Here is a 19092-nt window from a genome sequence, read left to right on the forward strand (position 1 = left end):
ATGATACTAATCTTTCGTATAGTCAGGCGATCATCCGGGTGCCTGTTTGGCGCATTTTGGTCGGTGCCGATCTGGCTGTTCCGGCGCGGTTTCGGCCCCGGACGGATGTGATCCTCCTGCCGCAACTGCGATCATCTGCGCCTGAATCGCCAGTTCGCAGACGCGGAAGGTCCGCGATTGGGCGCAGGCGCTTTCTGTGCGGCTGACGATATCGGCCAGAAGATTTCCGAAATAGGGCAGCGGATAGCCCGAGCAGTCGATATGCCTGCACTCGTCGCGATTGGTCAGATACAGGTGGTCCGTGCCCGGCCGCCCTGCGACATCGACATATTTGCGCAGCTCGATGGTGCCTTCGGTGCCGCAGATGAACAACCTGCCATCGCCCCATGTGGGCAGCGCGTCGGCGGTGTACCAATCCACGCGAATGAACCCCTGCGCCGGACCCGCGCGCAGGGCCAGCGTGCCGTAATCCTGAAAACCCGGATGGGCCGGATTCGCGTGATTGCCGACGGTGGCCAAGGTGATCTCGGCATCGTCCTGCCCGGTGAAATGCAGGAACTGATCGATCTGATGCGACGCGATATCGGTCAGGATGCCGCCATAGCGCGCCGCATCGAAGAACCAGTCGGGGCGCGTATGCGCATTCAGGCGGTGCGGTCCAAGGCCGGTGGTGTGGATGACCGTGCCGATGGCGCCCGCCCTGACCAGTTCGGTCGCGGCGGTGACGGCAGGAACCTCGAACCGTTCCGAGAAATTGACCGACCAGATGCGGCCCGTCCGGGCCACCGCGTCACGCAGGCGGCACAGCTCGTCCAGCGTGATGCAGCCGGGCTTGTCGACCATCACGTCCTTGCCCGCCTGCATGGCCTGGATCGCCAGATCGGCGCGTTGGTCGGGGGGGCAGGCGATCAGCACCAGCGCGATAGCGGGATCGTTCAGGATCTGGTCAAGCTGCGTCACGCGCGGGACATCGGGAAAGCGCCTGGTAAAGCCCGCGACGGGCTGGGGGTCGCCCTCGGTCCACCAGGCGGCCAGTTCCGCGCCCGCGTCGATCATGCCTTGCGACATGCCATAGATGTGTCGGTGATCCAGCCCAAGGGCGGCAAAGCGCAGGGGGGTCATGGTGTCTCCTCGACATTGACGATGCAGCCCGTCGCGGCCGAGCGGGTCATGGCGTCGATCAGGCGGTGGACGCGCAGGCCCTCGTGGCCAGTGATGCAGGGCGGGCGGCGGTCGCGGATGGATTGCGCGAAATCATGGATCAGGTCGCGGTGCCAGTCGCAGGGAAAGGCCATCGGATCGGACCCGCCGCCCGTGCCCGAAACATCGCCGACCGTTTCACTGCGACCGTCGCGCCAGTGCACGTCCAGCCTGCCGCCGGTCAGGACGGCTGTGCCAAAGGTGCCGTCGATGACCAGGCGTTCCTGTTCGCCGGGAAAGGTGGCGGTGGTGGCGACGATCGACCCCACCGCGCCATTGTCGAAGGTGACGCCCGCGGTGGCGAAATCCTCGGCCTCCAGTCGGTGCATACGGGTGGTGGCGGCCAGGGCCTGCACCGATCTGGCGGGGCCGGTCAGGCTTAGCATCAGGTCCAGCACATGGATCGCCTGCGAGATCAGGACCCCACCGCCGTCACGATCATAGCTGCCCCGCCCCGGCACGTCATAATAGGCCTGATCGCGCCACCACGGGATTTCGGCCCGGATCAGGGCCAGTTCGCCCAGTTGACCGCCATCGACCAGCTGCCGCAGCCGCCGCGCCCCCTGTCGCATCCGGTGCTGAAACACGATGCCAAGCGTGACCTGCCGATCCGCGCATTCCTTGACAAGATCGCCGGCGGCGACCAGCGTCCGTTCGATCGGTTTTTCCATCAGGATATGCTTGCCCGCCGCGGCCATGACCGCCACGATCCGTGCGCGCTGGTTGGGTGGCGTCGCGATGATGACGCCATCGGTCGCGGGATCGTCGGCGATGGCCTGAAGGCTGTCGAAAACCGGAAAGCCGAACGTATCGCGGACCGCCTCGGCCTTGGCGCGGGTGCGGTTGAACACGCCCGAGACATTCACCTTGCCGCGCAATTCCTCAAGCGCCTCCAGATGGGGTTTGGTGGCCATGCCAAGGCCGATGACGGCAAGCGTCGCGATTGGTGCGTCAGACATTTCTTGCTTTCCCTAGGGGCCGAACATCCGGATCGGCAACAGCGTGATTTGCGGGATCATGGTCACCAGCAGAAGAATGGCGACCTGGGCCAGGATGAAGGGCAGGATGGCGCGGAACACCGCCGTCGACGGGGCGCCGCCGACCCGCGCCGCCGTAAAGACCAACACGCCAAGCGGCGGCGTCAGGGCCCCGATGACAAGGTTCATCACGATGATGATCCCGAATTGCAGCGGATCCACCCCTGCCGCAATCACCACCGGCACAAGGATCGGCACAAGGATCACCATGGCGGCGATCATTTCGATGAACAGGCCGACGAAGACGAGGAACAGATTGATCAGCAACAGAAGATAGATCCGGTTTCCGGTCAGTGCCGCCAGCCATTCGGCGATCTTCTGGGGGGTCTGTTCAAAGGTCAGGATCCACGCAAAGGGCGAGGCGGCGGCGATGATCACCGCGACGGCGACGGTATCCTCGACCGCGTCGCGGAACGCCTCGGACAGGTTGGTCGCGGTCAATCCGCGATAGACGAAGGCGCCGCAAAGCAGCGAAAAGACAAAGGCCATGGCCCCGGCCTCGGTCGCGGTGAACACCCCGAAACGGACACCGCCGACGATCATCACCGGCAGGCACAGCGCCGGGGTCGCCAACAGGAAGGACCGCAACCGCGCCGACCGGTCCGCGCGTCGCGCATTCGCGCCATAGCCCTTGCGGACCGAGATGATCCAGACCACGACCGACAGGGCCAGCGCGGTCAGGATGCCCGGCACGATGGTGCCGACAAACAGCGCCCCGACCGAAACCGAGGCCAGCGCGGCATAGATGATCAGGCCCAGCCCCGGCGGGATCATGTTCGCCAGGGTCGACGAGGCGGCGGTCAGGGCACAGCTGAAGGACCGGCTGTAGCCGTATTTCTCCATCTCGGGGACCATCAGCTTGGCGGTGGCCGATGCGTCGGCGGTGGACGAACCCGACACCCCGGCCAGCATCACGCTGGTCACGATATTGGCCTGTGCCAGACCGCCGCGAAAATGCCCGACCAGATGATAGGCCAGATCCACGATACGTCCGGTGATGCCGCCCGCATTCATCACCGCCGCCGCAAGAATGAAGAAGGGAATGGCCAGAAGCGTGAATGAATTCAGCGCCCCCGACATGGTCTGGGTGATCGTCACCATCATCAGGTCGGGCAGTGGCGTCAGCCCGGCAAAGGACCCCAGGATCAGGGCAAAGACGATGGGCAGTTCCGCAAAGATCAGCAGCATCGAAACGATCATCAGGATGGCCGTGCTGCTGGCGTCGCCCGGCAGCAATCCGCCCGCCTGACGCAGAAGGAAATAGCCCGCGATGCCCGCGGCCAGCGTAGCGACCCCGCTTTGGCCGCCAAGCCCGCGGATCGGACTGGTCAACAGCAGCAGGGTGATCGCGCTGCCCGCCGGGACCGCCATGAACAGATAGCGCAGCGGCACCCTGATGGCGGGCATCACCTGCATCGTGCGGTTCATGAAATCGACCCCGTGCACCAACAGGATCACGCAGCAGATCACCGTCATCACCCGCAGAAAGACGTGATGCGCGGTCTGGGTTCTGGCGGGCAGCCTTTGGACGAACAGCGATATGGCGATATGGCGGTCGCGAAAGGTCAGGACCGCCATGCCCAGAAACACCGCCCAGACGAAACAGAACTGCGCGACCTCTTCGGGCCAGGGCAGCGACGCGTTCAGGACATAGCGGCAAAAGACCTGAAGAACGACCACCCCCGTCGCACACAGCATCAAGAAAACGGCGATGGTTTCCAATGCCTTGACCACAAGGCGATAGGGCAGGGCTGTCACCCCCGGCATCGGTGTCACGTCATCCAATTTCGTCCCTCCCTGTCTCTGCCCCGCGTCAGACATGCGGGGCAGGCAGCACAGCGATCAGCCCAGGGCGCGGATCTTGGCGATCATCTGGGCGGTTTCGGGGCTGGTCGCGCCGAACTGGTCGAACAGGGCCGCGGATTTTTCTTCCCACTTAGCCTTTTCGTCTTCGGGGAACGGATGAACGACGCAGCCCGCTGCCTTCAGATCCTCCAGCGCCTGATCGGCCCCGGCGCGGTTGATGCTGCGCTGTTCGGCAAAGACTTCGCGGGCGGAACTGCGGCACAGATCCTGCAGATCGGCGGGCAGGCCATCCAGCCATGCGGCATTCATGCGGATCGCCTTGGGCAAAAACCAATGATAGGTCGGCAGGACATTCCGGGCCTGTTCGTGCCACTTGAAGCCCAGCACGGAAAAATAATCGGAATCCAGCCCGTCGATCACCCCGGTCGACAGCGCGGAATACTGTTCGGAATAGGGCAGGGGCGTGGGGTTGGCACCAAGGGTCTTCCAGAAATCGACCCAGATGCGAACCTCGGGGACGCGCAGCTTGACGCCCTGCAGGCTGTCCAGATCGGTGACCGGGTCCTTGGTCAGCAGGTGGCGAAAGCCCACCTCGCCATAGGCGATGAATTCAACGCCGGTCTTGTCGCGCGCGATCTGGCTGATTTCCTGACCGATATCCCCCTGCAACACGGCGTCGACATGGGCCTCGTTCTTGTAGATGAAGCCCGGCGCCCCGGCGGTTGCCGCGATTTCGGGGGCGATGGCCTCTTCGCTGTCGGGGCCGGCGGCGGTCACCTGAATGGTGCCGATGCGGCTCATTTCCAGAAGCTGGGCCAGACCGCCAAGCTGGCTGGCGGGGAAATGCTGGGCCTCGATGCGCCCTTCGCTGCGTTCGTTCAGCATTACCACCCATTTGTCGAATGCGTTGGTGAAGGGCGAGCCGATCGCCTCGGAATGGGCGATCTTGCAGACGAACTTGTCCTGCGCCCAGGCCGATCGCATCAGCGCGGGCGTCGCCAATGCGGCCGCCCCCAGTTGCAGCAACTGCCGACGGGCGACCCTTTTCTTGCCTTGTGTCATGTCTTCCTCCCCTTTGGTGGTTCTGCGCATCCTTGCAGTCCGCGTCAGAACGAAAGCCCGGCCTCCTCCGGGCAAGATCCGTGTGTGTCGGTCCGGACCTGTCCCGCCGGGTCGGCGGGGGACAGGCACGGGGTCATCGGCGCCCGGCCTCGGTGAAGAAGGCGGGCTTCGCGGCGGCGACGAGCGGAATGTCGGTCAACACGCGGCGCAGATGGCGGCGCATTCTTTGTTCGGCCTCATCGGCGTTGGCGGCCCCGATCGCATCGGCGATCTGGCGGTGCTGTTCGACCAGGATCTGTCGCGGCAACTGGCTGGCGGTCAGGTGGCGCACGCGGTCCATCTGCGTGCGCAACATGTCCAGATAGGCCCAGCCCGCGCTTTGCCCGGCGATATCGGCGATCATCCTGTGAAACGCCTCGTCCAGATCCATGAAGGTCTGGGGGGCGGGATCATCGACTGCCCGTTGCTGGGCGGTCAGGTTGCCCCGCAGCATGGCCAGCATCGCATCATCGGCGCGACGGCAGGCGGCGCGCACGATATCGGCCTCGACCGCCTCGCGGACGAATTGCGCCGCAAGCACCGCGTCGACGTCGATCCGGCTGACAAAGCTGCCGCGCTGGGGGCGGATGTCGATCAGGCCAGCCTCTGACAGCTTGATGAACGCCTCGCGGACCGGCTGGCGGCTGATGGCGTAATGCGCGGCGATATCGACCTCGGACAGCCGAGTGCCCGGTGCCAGATCGCAACTGACGATGCGTGTCCTGAGACGCGCGAACAACTGCGGGCCGACGGGGCGGGCAGGATCGATGGCCGGTGGATGATCTGTCAGACCTTGGTTCATCTTCCCTCACTTGCCTGATCGTGCAAGCATACTACCATACTAGTCAACAGTTTTGTGATCGGCGCGTCTTGCGCGCCGGAAGGGGGGAGCATGAGACAGACATGGCGCTGGTTCGGACCAAGGGATCTGGTCACCATCGATGCGCTGTTGCAGGCGGGCGCGGCAGGTGTGGTATCGGCCCTGCACCATGTCCCGACGGGCGCCATCTGGACCAGAGAGCAGATCGAAACCCGGCAGGCCCAGATCGCGATGACGGGCGCGGGACGACGATCGGGCCTGTCATGGGAGGTCGTCGAAAGCCTGCCGGTGTCCGAAGACATCAAGCGTCAAAGTGGTGCGTGGCGCGACCATCTGTCGGCGTGGAAACAATCGCTGTTCAACCTGAAGGCCGCAGGGATCGAAACGGTCTGCTACAATTTCATGCCGGTGCTGGATTGGACCCGCACCGAACTGGCCCATCCCCTGTCCAATGGCGCGACCTGCATGCGCTTTGACCTGACGGTTTTCGCCGCTTTCGATATCCATATTCTGGGCCGCGCCGGTGCCTCGCACAGCTATCGGCCCGATACGGTACAGGCGGCACGGGCCGTGTTCGACCGGCTGGACGACGCGCAGAAGCGGCAGATCACGCGCAATATCGTCTGCGGGCTGCCCGGTGCCGCCGAAAGCTTTTCGTTGCAGGATCTGCGCGATCAGCTGGCCGCCTATGCAGCGATCGACGAAGACCGGCTGCGGGGCAATCTTGTCGATTTCCTGTCCGAGGTCGCGCCGGTCGCCGAAAGCCTTGGCATGCGCCTGTGCTGTCACCCGGACGATCCGCCGGTGCCCCTTTTGGGCTTACCCCGGATCATGTCGACCGAGGCCGATTATGTCCGGATCCTGCGGGCCGTCGACGTGATGGCGAATGGTGTGACGCTGTGCTCGGGTTCGCTTGGGGCGCGACCCGACAATGATCTTGCCGGGATGATGCGGCGGCTGGGTGATCGGGTGCATTTCCTGCATCTGCGCAACGTCACCCGCGAAAGCCCTGATCCGCAGTGCAGCTTTTACGAGGCCGCGCATCTGGAAGGCGACACCGATATGGTCGCGCTGATCGACGCCGCCCTGAACGAGGAAAAGCGCCGTCTTGCGCAGGGTCGCCGGGATGTCTCGATCCCGTTCCGGCCGGATCATGGGCAGGATATTCTGGATGATCTGGGCCGCAAGGCGCAGCCGGGCTATCCCTCGATCGGGCGACTGAAGGGGCTGGCCGAACTGCGTGGCGTCATCGCCGCCTTGTCGCATCCGGCAGCGCGGCGCGGCTAGGCGCCCGGCAAGGGATCAGCCCCCTTCGGGCCCAAGTCGCAACAGCGTGCGGTGCTGTTCATCGAAATCCCGCGCAAGCCAGGCCATCAGGGCACGGACGCGGGCAAGCTGATGCCGGACCGGCGGGCAGACAAGCGAGATCGGGGTCTGTTCCGACCATTGCGGCAACACCTCGACCAATCTGCCGCTGTCGATATCGGACTGGCAGTTCACATCGGCCAGCCGCGTGACCCCCAGACCGCTGATGGCCGCCTTGCGCATGATCCGCCCGCTTGCGACCTTCAACCCGTTGTCGACATGGATGATCTGCTGTTCGCGTCCGTTGGTCATGATCCAGTGATCCACCGATCCATAGATCAGCGGCACCTTTTTCAGATCCTGCGGGCTGTTCAGCGGACCGAAGCGTTCCAGAAATGCGGGGCTGGCCACATAGCGGGTGGTGATGGATTTCAGCGCCCGCACGATCAGCGATGAATCGGGCAGTTTGCCCATGCGCAGCACCAGATCGTAATGATCCTCGATGATATCGACGCGGGCGCTGGAAAAGGACAGCTCGACCTTGACCTGGGGATAATGCTGCTGAAACCGCAGAACCAGGGGCGCGATCAGCTCTTCTCCGAACAGGCCGCCGACGGAATTCATGCGGATCGTGCCGCGCAGGTCATGGGTCGCATCCGCCGCCCATTCCGCCGCGGAATCCAGCAGGATCATCGCCTGCTTGCACCGGTCGTAATAGCCCTTGCCGATTTCGGTCAGCCGCAATTGTCGCGTGGTGCGATGCAACAGCTGGACGCCAAGCGCGGCTTCAAGCTCTGAAACCAGCTGGCTCAGATTGCTTTTCGACGCGCCCGCCGCCTCGGCCGCGGCGGTAAAGCTGCGATGTTCGGCAACCTGCAGAAATGCGCGAATGCCCCGCCACGAGATGTCGTTCATTTTTTCCGAACGCTGATTTCAGATTAATCCCGTTTATCGACGTAATGCAAAGCCCTACCTGCTGTCCAGCACACAAACCGATGGCGTCTTCCTCGCCATCCGCGACATCAGGAGAAGATCGCATGACCAAGCCGCTTATCGTTATCACCGGGGCCAGTTCGGGCATCGGCGCGGCCATGGCGCGCCAGTTTTCGGATGCGGGGCACCCGCTGCTGCTGGTTGCGCGCCGCATCGACAAGCTGCAGGCGCTTGGCCTGCCCGACACGATCTGTCGCAAGGTCGATGTGACCGATGCTGCCGCCCTGCGCGCCGCCATCGCCGAGGCCGAGGGCGTATACGGCCCTGTCGATGGCCTGATCAACAATGCCGGGCTGATGCTGCTGGGGCAGGTCGATACCCAGGATCCGGCGGAATGGCAAAGGATGTATGACGTCAATGTCGTGGCCCTGCTGAACGGGATGCAGGCCGTGCTGGGTGACATGAAGGACCGCGGGCGCGGCACGATCATCAATGTCAGCTCGATCGCGGGCAAGAAGGCGTTTCCGAACCATGCGGCCTATGTCGGCACGAAATTCGCCGTTTCGGCCATCAGCGAAAATGTCCGCGAAGAGGTGGCCGATACCGGCGTGCGGGTGATGACCATCTGCCCCGGCGCGGTCGAGACAGAGCTGCTGGGTCACACCACCAGCCAGGATATCATCGACGGCTATCAGGACTGGAAGAACAGCATCGGCGGCGCCATCCATCCCGACGATATCGCCCGCATCGCGGCCTTCATGTACGGACAGCCGCAATCTGTGAATATCCGCGACGTGGTTGTCGGCCCGACCCGTCAGACCGCGTGACAGGCGCGGCAACCGCAGCTGCCCGGTTCCGGTCGGGTTGGCCTAGAACGCCTTGCGAACCGCCGCAAGAAACGCCTTCAGCGCGTTGGACCGGATCTGGCCCGCCGGGGTGACGGTATAGATGCCGCCGGTGCGCAGCGACCAATCGGGCAGCAGTTGCACCAACTCGCCCGTGCGCAGGCTGTCCGTTACAAGAAAATCGGGCAGGATCGTGATATAGCGCCCTGTCCGGACCGCCTGCAGCACGCCAAGGGTGATGTTGGCGGTAATCACCGGGGACAGCGCCACCTCGCGCTGTTCCTTCTGTCGGGTGAATGTCCAGACCGGGCGGTTCGCCACCCTCCTGTTCAAGGCCATCGGCAAGGCGGCAAGCGTGTCGGGGCTGGTCACGCGCAAGGCCGCCGCCGTTTCGGGCGAGGCGACGACGATCTCGCGGAAATCTGCAAGCTTGCGCGCAAGGTGATCGCTTTCGCGCAACCAGCCGACCGTGAAGCTCAGGTCAAGGCGTTCGGCGACGGGGTCCAGGTGGTCGTCGGTCAGGAACAGGTCCAGTTGAACCTGCGGATGTTCCTCGCGGAATCTGGCGGCCATGGGGGCGATCACGTCAAGGCCCAGATCCACGGGCGCGGTGATCCGCAGCCGCCCGCGTGGCGTCGCGTCCTTCTGCGACACGCTGTCAATGGCCGTGGCAACCTGTGTCAGGGCGGGGCTGCATTGGTCATACAGCTGTCGGCCCGCCTCGGTCGGGGACAGCCTGCGCGTGTTGCGCAGCAACAGCGACTGGCCAACCTCGGCCTCCAGCAACTGTATCTGCTTGCTGACGACGGCCTTGCCGACGCCCAGCCGGTTCGCGGCGGCGGTGATCGACCCTTCGTCAAGGATGGCAGTGAAATACAGCAGGCGATTCAGGTTGGGGCGCATATCGTCATCTTTTGGTTGACGCTGTGTATAGACAGTCTGTCTTTCGATAACAATCCCGACGAACTAGCTTTCAACCCGTACCTGTTCAGGGTGCCGGCCCTGTCATGGAAAGACCGCCACAAGGGGGGTCGCCATGCGCAGAGGCCCGGCGCCGAATTGACCCCGCCAGCGCCCCGTTGGCGACATGAGCCGTTGAAAGGAAATGCCATGATCCTGACCCGCCGCGATGCCCTGCGTTCGCTTGTGACCGTTCCCGTCGTTGCCGCCCTGCCCGGTGCGGCCTTTGCCAGCCCGCCCGCGTGGCAGGCTTATCGCGGCGATGATCGGGATTTCTTTCGCGCCCCGGTTCTGCTGACCGGCAGCGATGAGGCGATCCTGATCGATGGCAGTTTCAACTTCCCCTCGGGGCGCGCCCTGGTCGAGGCGATCAGGGCCTCGGGCAAGCGTCTGACGACCATATTCGTCACTGTGAATGACCCCGATTATTATTTCAGCCTGACCGAGGTTGCGGCCGCCTTTCCGCAGGCGCGCGTGATCGCCGCCCCCGACACCATTGCCCTGATGCGCAAGAAGGCGCAGGGAAAGCTGGAGGCGTGGGCACCGCAACTGGGCGAGAACGGGCCGCAGACCCTGGATCAGATCGTGTTTCCGCAGCCCTTCGAGGGCGATCACCTGATGCTGGAAGGGACGCGCATCGATATCGTGACCTCGCAGACCATGACGGATCGGCGCTATCTGTGGGTTGCGGATCTGCAAGCCGTGTTCGGTGGTGTCTATGCCTTTGACGGTCTGCATGTCTGGACCGCCGATACGCCCACGCCCAAGGACCGCGCCAACTGGATCGCCGAGCTTGACGCCCTGATCGCGCGGTCGCCGAAAGTGGTGGTGGCAGGCCATGCGGCAGGCGGAACCAATAACGGCATGGCCAGCCTGACATTCACGCGCAGCTATCTGCTGGCCTTCGAGGAGGAGCTGGCCAAGGCCACGGACAGCGCCGCGCTGATTGCCGCGATGACGATCCGCTTTCCGGATCTGGGCCTTGCCCCGGCCTTGCAGATCGGCGCACAGGTCGCGACGGGCGAGATGTCTTGGGGCTAAGGCCATCAAGGCCGGGGCAAGGCCCGCCTGTCACGGGTGGGCCCGAAGCATCAGGCTTCGGTTGCGGGGCGTTGTCGATCGCGTCGCAAACCGGTTCCCATTCGGCCACGGGCGATGGCGAAACCGGGTTGCGGAAAAGAAGAACGGCCCGCAATTCCGGCGCGCCGTGGAAAAACATTCCGACCTGAGCGCCGTCGGCAGCACGCTGTCCAGCGCTTGAAATCGGGTGCAAAGCGCTGTTCCGGCACGGATTTGCGCCTTTGTCGGCGCGGGTCTTGTCCCGGGCCGGCATCTGACCGACATGTGATGCAAAATCAGCATGAAGGTGTTCTGCGATGAAGCTGTACGCGTTTGCAACTGTCTCGGCCTTCGGGCTTTTGACCAATGCGGCTTTGGCCGCCGGGCTTGGCCCGCTGGTGACGGCTGCCGAACTGGAAACCGCGCTGCAGGCGCCACAGGCGCCGGTCGTGCTGGACATCCGTGGTGGCGGCTATGAAGCGGGTCATATCGAGGGCGCGATCTCGGCGCCTTATGGGTTGTTCCGCGGGCCAGCCGACAATCCCGGCCAGCTTGTGCCCATCGAAAAGCTGGAGGCGACCTACGAGGAGCTGGGATTGCAGCCCGATCAACCGGTCGTCATCGTGTCGCAAGGTGACACCGATACCGATTTCGGCGCGGCCGCGCGGGTCTATTGGACGCTGAAAAGCTCGGGCTTCTCGGAATTGTCGATCCTGAACGGCGGTGCGCAGGCATGGGTCAATGCGGGCCTGCCGGTTTCGACCGAACAGGTCACGCCGCAGCCCACGGACATCTCGGTCAGCTGGGACGATCGCTGGACTGCCGAAACCGAGGACGTCGCCAAACTGACCGAGGAACAGGGCAAGGCGGTCCTGCTGGATGCCCGCCCCGCGGAATTCTTCGAAGGGCAGAAGGCGCATGACGCCGCCGCCAGGCCGGGCACGCTGCCGGGGGCGCAGAACCACGCCTATACCGAATTCTTCCAGCCCGGCGCGACCGCGATCAGCCCCGTCGCCGATGTCGATGCGTTGAAATCCAAACTGGGCCTGCAAGAAGGGCAGCAGCTGGTATCCTTCTGCAATACCGGGCACTGGGCCGCGACCAACTGGTTCGCGCTGAACGAGCTGGCCGGTCTGGGCGATGTAAAGCTGTATCCCGGTTCGATGGTCGAATATTCGCAGGCCGGTCTGGACATGGATAACGCCCCCGGCCTGTTCAAGAACCTGCTGAACCAGTTCGGCGGGTCCAACTGATGTCGCAGGCGATCACCGCCGGCGACCGTATCGATGACGTGCCCGGAATGGGCCTGCGTCGGTCGGGGCTGATCCTGGTGGGGTTGGTGCTGGTCGCGCTTGTCGGCCTGTTCGCGGGCGCGCGATACGGGATGTTGTTGCTGGTCGGTCTGGGCTTTGGCATCGCGCTGGAGGGGTTGCGCTTTGGCTTTGCCGGGCCGTGGCGCGCGATGATCACCCGCCGCGAACCGTCGGGCGTTCTGGCGCAATTGCTGTCCATCGCGCTGGTGTCCATCGTCGCGATCCCGCTGCTGGCCAGCAATCCGGGCGAGCTGGTCGGCGCGCAGGCCCCGATCGGCTTTGCCATGGTCGGCGGGGCCTTTGTCTTTGGCATCTGCATGCAGATCGTGCTGGGCTGCGGGTCGGGCACGCTGGTCAACGCGGGCAGCGGCAATCCCGTCAGCCTGCTGGCGTTGCCGTTCTTTGCCCTGGGCAGCTTTGCGGGGGCCTATCACCTGATCTGGTGGACCGATCTGGGATCGCTGCCGGTCCTGACCCTGCAAGGGACTGGCGGCCTGGTCGCGACGCTGGCGCTGTTGGCGGTGGCGGCGGCAATCATCCTGTGGCGCGCGGCGCCCGGTGTGCCGCGCCTGAACCGTCGTCACGCGATTGCGGCGGTGGTCATCGCGGCGCTGGCGCTTGGCAATCTGGTGATCGCCGGGCAGCCATGGGGTGTGGTCTATGGGCTGGGCCTGTGGGCGGCCAAGGCCTATTCCGCGATGGGCGGCGATCTTGCGGCCTCGGCCTTCTGGAGCGCTCCCGGCTCGGCCGAGCGGCTGTCGTCCAGCATCCTGACCGATTACACCTCGCTGACTGATATCGGGATCATCGCGGGTGCCTTTGGCGTCGCGGCATGGCGGCGCGGGGCGCTGGCGGCTGCCCTGCCGGGCTATCCGGCGCGGGCATGGATCGCGACGATCATCGCGGGCTTTCTGCTGGGCTATTCGTCGCGACTGGCCTTTGGCTGCAATGTGGGCGCGTTCTTTTCGGGGATCTCGACGGGCAGCCTGCATGGCTGGGTCTGGTTCGTCGCGGCCTTCGCGGGGGCGTTTTTCGGCATCCGGCTGCGGCCGCTTTTGGGCTTGGAGGCGCGGTCATGACCCGCGCCTTCACCGCAAGTCTGGCGTTGGTTTTCGTGGCGGGGCTGATCGGTTTCGACCTCGCGAACGCGCGGCCCAATCCCTACAAGGCCCCGCCCGCCTTCGCGCTTGGGTCTGGCGCGGTGCCGACAGGGGGCTTCTGCGGCGCCTTGCCGAACTGATCCCTGCCGGTCGCGGCCCAATCGTCGCGACCGGCGCCGATACCGGGGTTAGGCGATCAGCGCGGCCTCTTCGCGGGCGAGCTGACGGGCCGCATGGCCCGGTTCGCCCCCAAGCGGTGCAAGTCTCCGATACAGCACCGGCGTCAGGAACAGGGTGAAAACCGTCGCAAAACCCAGCCCGCCGACGACCACCCAGCCCACCGCCTGACGCGCCTCGGCCCCCGCGCCAAGCGACAGGACCAGTGGCGCGCCGCCCAGCACGGTCGATACCATCGTCATCATCACGGGACGCAGTCGCAGGCGCATGGCCTCGCGGATCGCGCTGTCGATATCCTGACCCCGCTGACGCAGCTGATTGGCGAACTCGACGATCAGGATGCCGTTCTTGGCCATGATGCCGATCAGCATCACCAGCCCGATCTGGCTGTAATAATTCAGGCTGCCGCCGGTCAGTGCAATGGCGATGACGGCGGCGCCCAGCCCGAACGGCACGGTCAGCATGATCACGACCGCCGAAATCAGGCTTTCGAACTGCGCAGCCAGAACCAGCAGGACGACAAGAAAGGCGATGGCAAAGACCGCCTGTGTTCCGCTTTCGCTGCTTTGCAGTGTTGCGGCCTCGCCGGTAAAGACGATTGCGCCATCCCCGCCCAGAACCTCGCGGGACAGGCCCTGAACGGTCTGCATCGCCTGACCCAGATCGACATCCGCCGCAAGGTTCGACTGGATCGACACGGCGCGGCTGCCGCCTTCGCGGTCGATGCTGGACAGGCTGGGCACCTGGTCAAAGCTGGCAACGCTGGACAGTGGCAGGAACGCCCCGTCCGATGTGCGGGCAAAGGCGCGATCCAGATCCGACGGGTCATTGATCGGGCGGCCGCCCGGCAGGATGGCGACCGTGGTTTCCTGACCGTTCAGAAACACCTCGGCCGCATCGACCCCCGAGGTCATGGCCCCGATCGTGTCGGTGATGTCGGTCAGCGAAAGCCCAAGTTCCTGTGCCAGTTCCTCGTTGAGCGTCACCTGGATTTCGGGGGCATAGGATTCCTCGCTGAGTTGCGGCGACACGAAGATATCGGGCCGTGCCGCCATGGCCGCCACCAGCGCCTTGCTGTTGGATACCAGGCTGTCGCCGTCATCGCCGGTCACCGCAAAGGTCAGCCCGTTGCCCGCACCCCGGATACCCAGGCTGTTGGGCGACCGGGCAAAGACCGTCATGCCCGCGATCCGGTTCAGCTGCGGTTGCAGTTCGGCCAGAAACTGCTGCTGGCTGCGGCCGCGATCCGCCCAGTCAGCCAGCCGGACGATCAGGATACCGGAACTGCCCCCGCCCAGTCCGACCAGCGACTGCACCACCGCGACCTCGCCGGTGGCAACGTAAGGGGCAAGGATTTCTTCCACCTGCCGGAACTGTTCATCGGTGAAGGCGACACTGACACCCGAGGGCGCGCGCCCCGCGATCATCACTGCGCCGCGATCCTCGGCGGGCGTCAGGGCAGAGTTCAGCGACCCGTAGACCCCGGCAGAGATCACGGCAAATCCGGCCACCAGACCAAGGACAAGAACCGGGTGCCCCAGGGCCCGGTCCACAAGCCACAGGCAGCCCCGCCCCAGAAGCCCCGGACCGGATGCCGCATCGCTGCCCGGCGCGATCCGTCCGGGATCAAGAAACGCCGCCAGCATCGGCACCAGCGTCAGGGCCACCACCGACGACACGGTGACGCAGAAGGCCAGCACGAAGCCGAATTCGGCAAAGATGCCCCCCGCTTGTCCGGGCAGGAAAGAGATCGGGATGAACACCGCCGCAAGCGTCGCCGTGGTCGAGATGACGGCAAAGAACACCTCGTTCGCGCCTTGCGCGGCGGCGGCACGGCGGCCCAGACCTTCCTGTCGGCGGCGAACGACATTCTCGACCACGACGATGGCGTCATCGACGACCATCCCCGTCGCCAGAACCAGCGCCAGAAGCGAGATCGTGTTGATCGAAAAGCCCGCGGCCCAGATCGCGGCCAGCGTGCCGGTCAACGCGACCGGGATCGTCAGCGCGGGGATCAGCGTCGCCCGCCAGACCCGCAGAAAGGCAAAGATCACCAGAACCACGATCAGCACCGCAAGCATGATCGAGGACATGACCTCGTTCAGGGCGCGGTCGATGAACACCCCGTCATCGGCGGACACGATCAGCCGGATGCCATCGGGCAGATCCTGTTGCAACTCGGCCACGGCATCGCGGACATCGCGGCTGATGGCCAAGGTATTGCTTTGCGATTGTCGCACGATGTTCACCCCGACCGAGGGAGCGCCGTTGACCCGCGCGACCACGCTGCGTTCCTGCGCTGTCAGCTGCACCCGCGCCACGTCGCCGATGCGGGTGTGATCGTCGATCGGCAGGCGCGCGATGTCCTGCGCCCGAACCTCACTGCCCGACAGTTTCAGCAATATGTCCTGCGTCGCGCTTTCCAGCGATCCCAGCGCGGGCGCAAGGTCCAGCGTGGACAGCGCGGCTTGCACATCCGACACCGTCAGGCCGCGCCCGATCATGGCAGCCATGTTCAGCTCGACCAGATATTCCTGCGCCTGATCGCCTGCCACCTCGACCGAGGCGATGCCATCGATCAGGTCCAGCCGATCCGAAACCGGACCCTCGGCCAGATCGGTCAGTTCGGCAAGCGTTGCGTCGCCGGTCAGGGCAAGCCGCATGATCGGGTCGGAATCGGAATCGCTTTTGCTGACTGTCGGATCGACATCCTCGGGCAGGTCGCGTGCGAGGCCCGAGATGATTTCGCGGGCTTCATTCGCGGCCGTGTCGATGTCCACGCCGTCCGAAAATTCCAGCGTGATCCGCGACATGCCCGCGCTGGATTGGGACGAATAGGCCAGCAGGCCTTCGACCGCGCTAAGCCCGTCTTCAAGGATTTCGGTGACTTCGGTGTCGACCGTATCCGGCGCGGCATTGTCAAAGCTGGCGCGGACCGAGATCACCGGCTGATCGACCTGCGGCATTTCGCGGATATCCAGCCCCATATAGGCGGCGATGCCCGCGATGACGATCAGCAGGTTACACACGACCGCAAGGATCGGTCGCGCCACGAAAACGGATGAAAAGCCCTTGCTGGCGATGGGATCAATCATCGCGGCCCACCGCCGTTGACGTTGCCGTTGCCGCGACCTGCCGGGCCGAGGCTGCCGGAACGGATGTGGTGGTGGCGGCCAGTTGGCCGGGTTCGCCCTCTGCCCGCGTGGCGGCGTCTGCGGTCATCACGCGACCGCCCTCTTGCAGCTTGTGCGCGCCTTCGACCACGATCTTGTCGCCCTGCTTCAGATCGGCATGCACCCAGACCATGTCATCCACGCGCGAGGCTATGGTGACGGGGACGCGCCGCGCGATGCCATCTTCGGCGACAAAGACCGATGCGCCGTCACGCCCCCACATGACCGCCACCGCCGGGATCGAGGGCAACGCCGGGCGTTCGGCCCGCAGATAGATTTCGGCGATCATGCCGTGGGTCAGGCCCGCGGCGGCATTGTCCATCAGGGCCTCGACCTCGATCAACCGGGTGCCGGGGTCGATTTCGGTGGCGATGGCCGACACCTCGGCCCACAGGACCTGCCCGGGCCGCGAAGGCAGGGTGACCCGGACCGATGCGCCGGGTTCCAGCACCTCGGTCGCGCCTTCCGGCAGTGCGAAGCTGACCTTGACCCGGTCCAATGCGCTGATCGTGACGATATCGCTGCCCGCGTTTACATAGGACCCGGCGACCAGATCGGTCAGCCCGACCTGTCCCGACAGCGGCGCCTTGATGACACGGCGCTGCAATTCGAATTCGGCGCGATCCGCCTCGACCCTGGCCAGTTCGACGGCGGTGTGCGCCTCGTCCAGCTGCACGGTCGAAACGCTGGTCGATGAGGTCGCCAATCGTTCCAGCCGGGCCAGCGTGGCTGTCACCTCGGCCAGTTGCGCCTGCGCGCTGGCAAGGTTCAGTTCCTCGCTGCGCTGATCCAGATGCAGCAGCGCATCGCCCTTGTTCACGGCGGTTCCTGGGGTGAAGGCGATCTGGTCCACGCGGCCGCTGACATCGGATTGAACCGCGACGCGGGCGACCGCCTCGATGCTGCCGATGGCCTGATATTCGGTGGCATAGGGTCGGGTCACGGCCTGTTCCAGCGTCACCAATGCAGATCGAGTGCCGCCTTGTTGCTGTCCTTGGCCGGGCCGCCCCGCAGCCGCCGATTGTTCCGCGACCGGGATGGCATCATCCGCCCCGATCCTGTCGGCCAGCATCCAATAGCCGACGCCGCCCGCGATCACGATCGCAAGCCCGTATTCCAATACCCGATTCATTCCATGCCGCCCGTTGCGTTCTTCGTGTTGCCGATGGTCCCGGCAGGGACCGCATAGCGGGGCGACACACAACGAAACCCAAATGGACGCCTGAGCGATCGTTTCCCTTTCCGTGACCTCAGGGCGCGGCAGGCGGCAGGTCGGGTGAAAGGCCGGGGATTTCGACCATCTCGCGGGTCAGGAAGGCGCGAAACGCCTTGACGCGCGGGGGCTCGGCACGGCCCGGCGGACGCATCAGGTAGATGTTCCATTCCGGCACGATCTGATAATCCGGCATGATCGGCGTCAACGCGCCGCTGGCCAGATGTTCCTGAACCTCCCACGCGCATTTGCGGGCGATGCCAAAGCCCTGGATCGCGGCCTCGGTCACCGCCTCGGCCAGATTGGTGACGAAACGGCCCGCGACCTTGACCTCGGTCAGCTTGCCGGTCCCGTCGCGGAACCGCCAGTTCTGCATCGCGCCGCGGATCACGCAATCGCGGCCTTCCAGATCCTGCGGCGTCTCGGGCCTGCCCATCCGGGCAAGATAGTCGGGCGCCGCGACAAGGATGCGCGGGCAGGGCGCAAGCTTCTGCGCCATCAGCGACGAGGCCGCCGGATCGCCCAGACGGATCGCGCAATCAAAGCCGTTCTCGACAATGTCGAACAACGCATCGCTAAGATGCAGCTGCACCGACAGGTCGGGGTGACAGGACAGGAACCGGGTCACCAGGGGCGCAATGAATTTGCGTCCGAAGGATGCCGGTCCCGCGACCCGCAGCGTGCCGCGCAGGGCCTGATCATCGCGCCGGACATCCAGAACCGCGTCCTGCACGCTTTCCAGAATATTCTCGGCATGGTGCAATAGCCGTTCGCCTTCCGAGGTCAGGCAGACGCTGCGCGTGGTGCGGTGCAGCAACCGTGCCCCGATCGCGGTTTCAAGCGACTGGATCCGCTGGGTCGCGCTGGTGGGCGAAATGCCGAATTCCGCGCCCGCCTTGCCGATCGCGCCCAGCCGCGCCACCCGGACGAACAGCTCCAGCAGTTTCAGATCGTTCAGCATTCTGCATTCAACCCAAATAGTCATTTTGCCGTGGCGGCAATTATCATTGAAGCGGCGGATATTATCTGGCGCTTGGCTTCCTGCCAATG

General features: G+C 64.8%; 16 protein-coding genes. 6 read left to right on the forward strand and 10 right to left on the reverse strand.

Annotation, left to right across the window (positions count from 1 at the left end):
• Window positions 1-30 precede the first annotated feature (30 nt).
• The 5 genes from BMX67_RS14890 to BMX67_RS14910 all read right to left on the reverse strand — a co-directional run bounded on the left by BMX67_RS14890 (window position 31) and on the right by BMX67_RS14910 (window position 5946).
• The gene (locus tag BMX67_RS14890; RefSeq protein ID WP_090736701.1) at window positions 31-1122 is read right to left on the reverse strand and encodes a Gfo/Idh/MocA family protein; all 1092 of its coding nucleotides are present in this window, start codon (window positions 1120-1122) and stop codon (window positions 31-33) included.
• On the reverse strand, window positions 1119-2159 hold the full coding sequence (locus tag BMX67_RS14895; protein WP_090736704.1) for a Gfo/Idh/MocA family protein: 1041 nt from the start codon (window positions 2157-2159) through the stop codon (window positions 1119-1121). The genes BMX67_RS14890 and BMX67_RS14895 overlap by 4 nt, the downstream gene beginning before the upstream one ends.
• Before the next feature lie 12 nt (window positions 2160-2171).
• Window positions 2172-4013 carry a TRAP transporter large permease gene (locus BMX67_RS14900; protein WP_245739481.1) on the reverse strand — a complete coding sequence of 614 codons (1842 nt, stop codon included), beginning with the start codon at window positions 4011-4013 and terminating at the stop codon, window positions 2172-2174.
• Window positions 4014-4079: 66 nt separating this feature from the next.
• A complete protein-coding gene (locus BMX67_RS14905) occupies window positions 4080-5105 on the reverse strand; it encodes a TRAP transporter substrate-binding protein (RefSeq protein WP_090736709.1) in 1026 nt (341 codons plus the stop codon).
• Between the two features lie 133 nt (window positions 5106-5238).
• A complete protein-coding gene (locus tag BMX67_RS14910) occupies window positions 5239-5946 on the reverse strand; it encodes a GntR family transcriptional regulator (RefSeq protein ID WP_090736712.1) in 708 nt (235 codons plus the stop codon).
• Between the two features lie 90 nt (window positions 5947-6036).
• Between BMX67_RS14910 and uxuA the strand changes: the two genes are divergently transcribed.
• The gene (uxuA, locus tag BMX67_RS14915; protein ID WP_090736713.1) at window positions 6037-7251 is read left to right on the forward strand and encodes a mannonate dehydratase; all 1215 of its coding nucleotides are present in this window, start codon (window positions 6037-6039) and stop codon (window positions 7249-7251) included.
• A 15-nt stretch (window positions 7252-7266) separates the two neighbouring features.
• Here the strand turns inward: uxuA and BMX67_RS14920 are convergent, their stop codons facing one another.
• Window positions 7267-8184, reverse strand: a complete 918-nt coding sequence (locus BMX67_RS14920; protein ID WP_090736716.1) for a LysR family transcriptional regulator — start codon at window positions 8182-8184, stop codon at window positions 7267-7269.
• A 122-nt stretch (window positions 8185-8306) separates the two neighbouring features.
• On the opposite strand from BMX67_RS14920, the gene BMX67_RS14925 reads away from it, so the two are divergent.
• On the forward strand, window positions 8307-9029 hold the full coding sequence (locus tag BMX67_RS14925) for an SDR family oxidoreductase (protein ID WP_090736718.1): 723 nt from the start codon (window positions 8307-8309) through the stop codon (window positions 9027-9029).
• Between the two features lie 42 nt (window positions 9030-9071).
• Here BMX67_RS14925 and BMX67_RS14930 read toward each other — a convergent pair whose 3' ends face one another.
• Window positions 9072-9950 (reverse strand): LysR family transcriptional regulator, encoded by an 879-nt coding sequence (locus BMX67_RS14930; RefSeq protein ID WP_090736721.1) that lies wholly within the window; start codon window positions 9948-9950, stop codon window positions 9072-9074.
• A gap of 207 nt (window positions 9951-10157) precedes the next feature.
• Here BMX67_RS14930 and BMX67_RS14935 point away from each other — a divergent pair, with 207 nt between their 5' ends.
• From BMX67_RS14935 to BMX67_RS19640, 4 genes are all read left to right on the forward strand, one after another.
• Window positions 10158-11048 carry an MBL fold metallo-hydrolase gene (locus BMX67_RS14935; protein WP_217645874.1) on the forward strand — a complete coding sequence of 297 codons (891 nt, stop codon included), beginning with the start codon at window positions 10158-10160 and terminating at the stop codon, window positions 11046-11048.
• Window positions 11049-11383: 335 nt separating this feature from the next.
• A complete protein-coding gene (locus tag BMX67_RS14940; RefSeq protein ID WP_090736723.1) occupies window positions 11384-12319 on the forward strand; it encodes a sulfurtransferase in 936 nt (311 codons plus the stop codon).
• Window positions 12319-13458 carry a YeeE/YedE thiosulfate transporter family protein gene (locus BMX67_RS14945; RefSeq protein ID WP_090736726.1) on the forward strand — a complete coding sequence of 380 codons (1140 nt, stop codon included), beginning with the start codon at window positions 12319-12321 and terminating at the stop codon, window positions 13456-13458. Before BMX67_RS14940 ends, BMX67_RS14945 begins: the two co-directional genes overlap by 1 nt.
• Window positions 13455-13619 (forward strand): hypothetical protein, encoded by a 165-nt coding sequence (locus BMX67_RS19640; protein ID WP_175479934.1) that lies wholly within the window; start codon window positions 13455-13457, stop codon window positions 13617-13619. The genes BMX67_RS14945 and BMX67_RS19640 overlap by 4 nt, the downstream gene beginning before the upstream one ends.
• A 48-nt stretch (window positions 13620-13667) precedes the next feature.
• On the opposite strand, the gene BMX67_RS14950 is transcribed toward BMX67_RS19640, so the two are convergent.
• The 3 genes from BMX67_RS14950 to BMX67_RS14960 form a co-directional block, all read right to left on the reverse strand.
• Window positions 13668-16751: an efflux RND transporter permease subunit gene (locus tag BMX67_RS14950; protein WP_090736729.1), complete on the reverse strand. Its 3084-nt coding sequence runs from the start codon at window positions 16749-16751 to the stop codon at window positions 13668-13670.
• Window positions 16744-17961, reverse strand: coding sequence for an efflux RND transporter periplasmic adaptor subunit (locus tag BMX67_RS14955; RefSeq protein WP_090736731.1), 1218 nt, complete (start codon window positions 17959-17961; stop codon window positions 16744-16746). Before BMX67_RS14955 ends, BMX67_RS14950 begins: the two co-directional genes overlap by 8 nt.
• A gap of 118 nt (window positions 17962-18079) precedes the next feature.
• Window positions 18080-19027, reverse strand: coding sequence for a LysR family transcriptional regulator (locus BMX67_RS14960; RefSeq protein ID WP_245739478.1), 948 nt, complete (start codon window positions 19025-19027; stop codon window positions 18080-18082).
• Window positions 19028-19092: the final 65 nt, after the last annotated feature.

The sequence above is a fragment of the Paracoccus homiensis genome (assembly GCF_900111675.1).
GTDB lineage: Bacteria > Pseudomonadota > Alphaproteobacteria > Rhodobacterales > Rhodobacteraceae > Paracoccus > Paracoccus homiensis.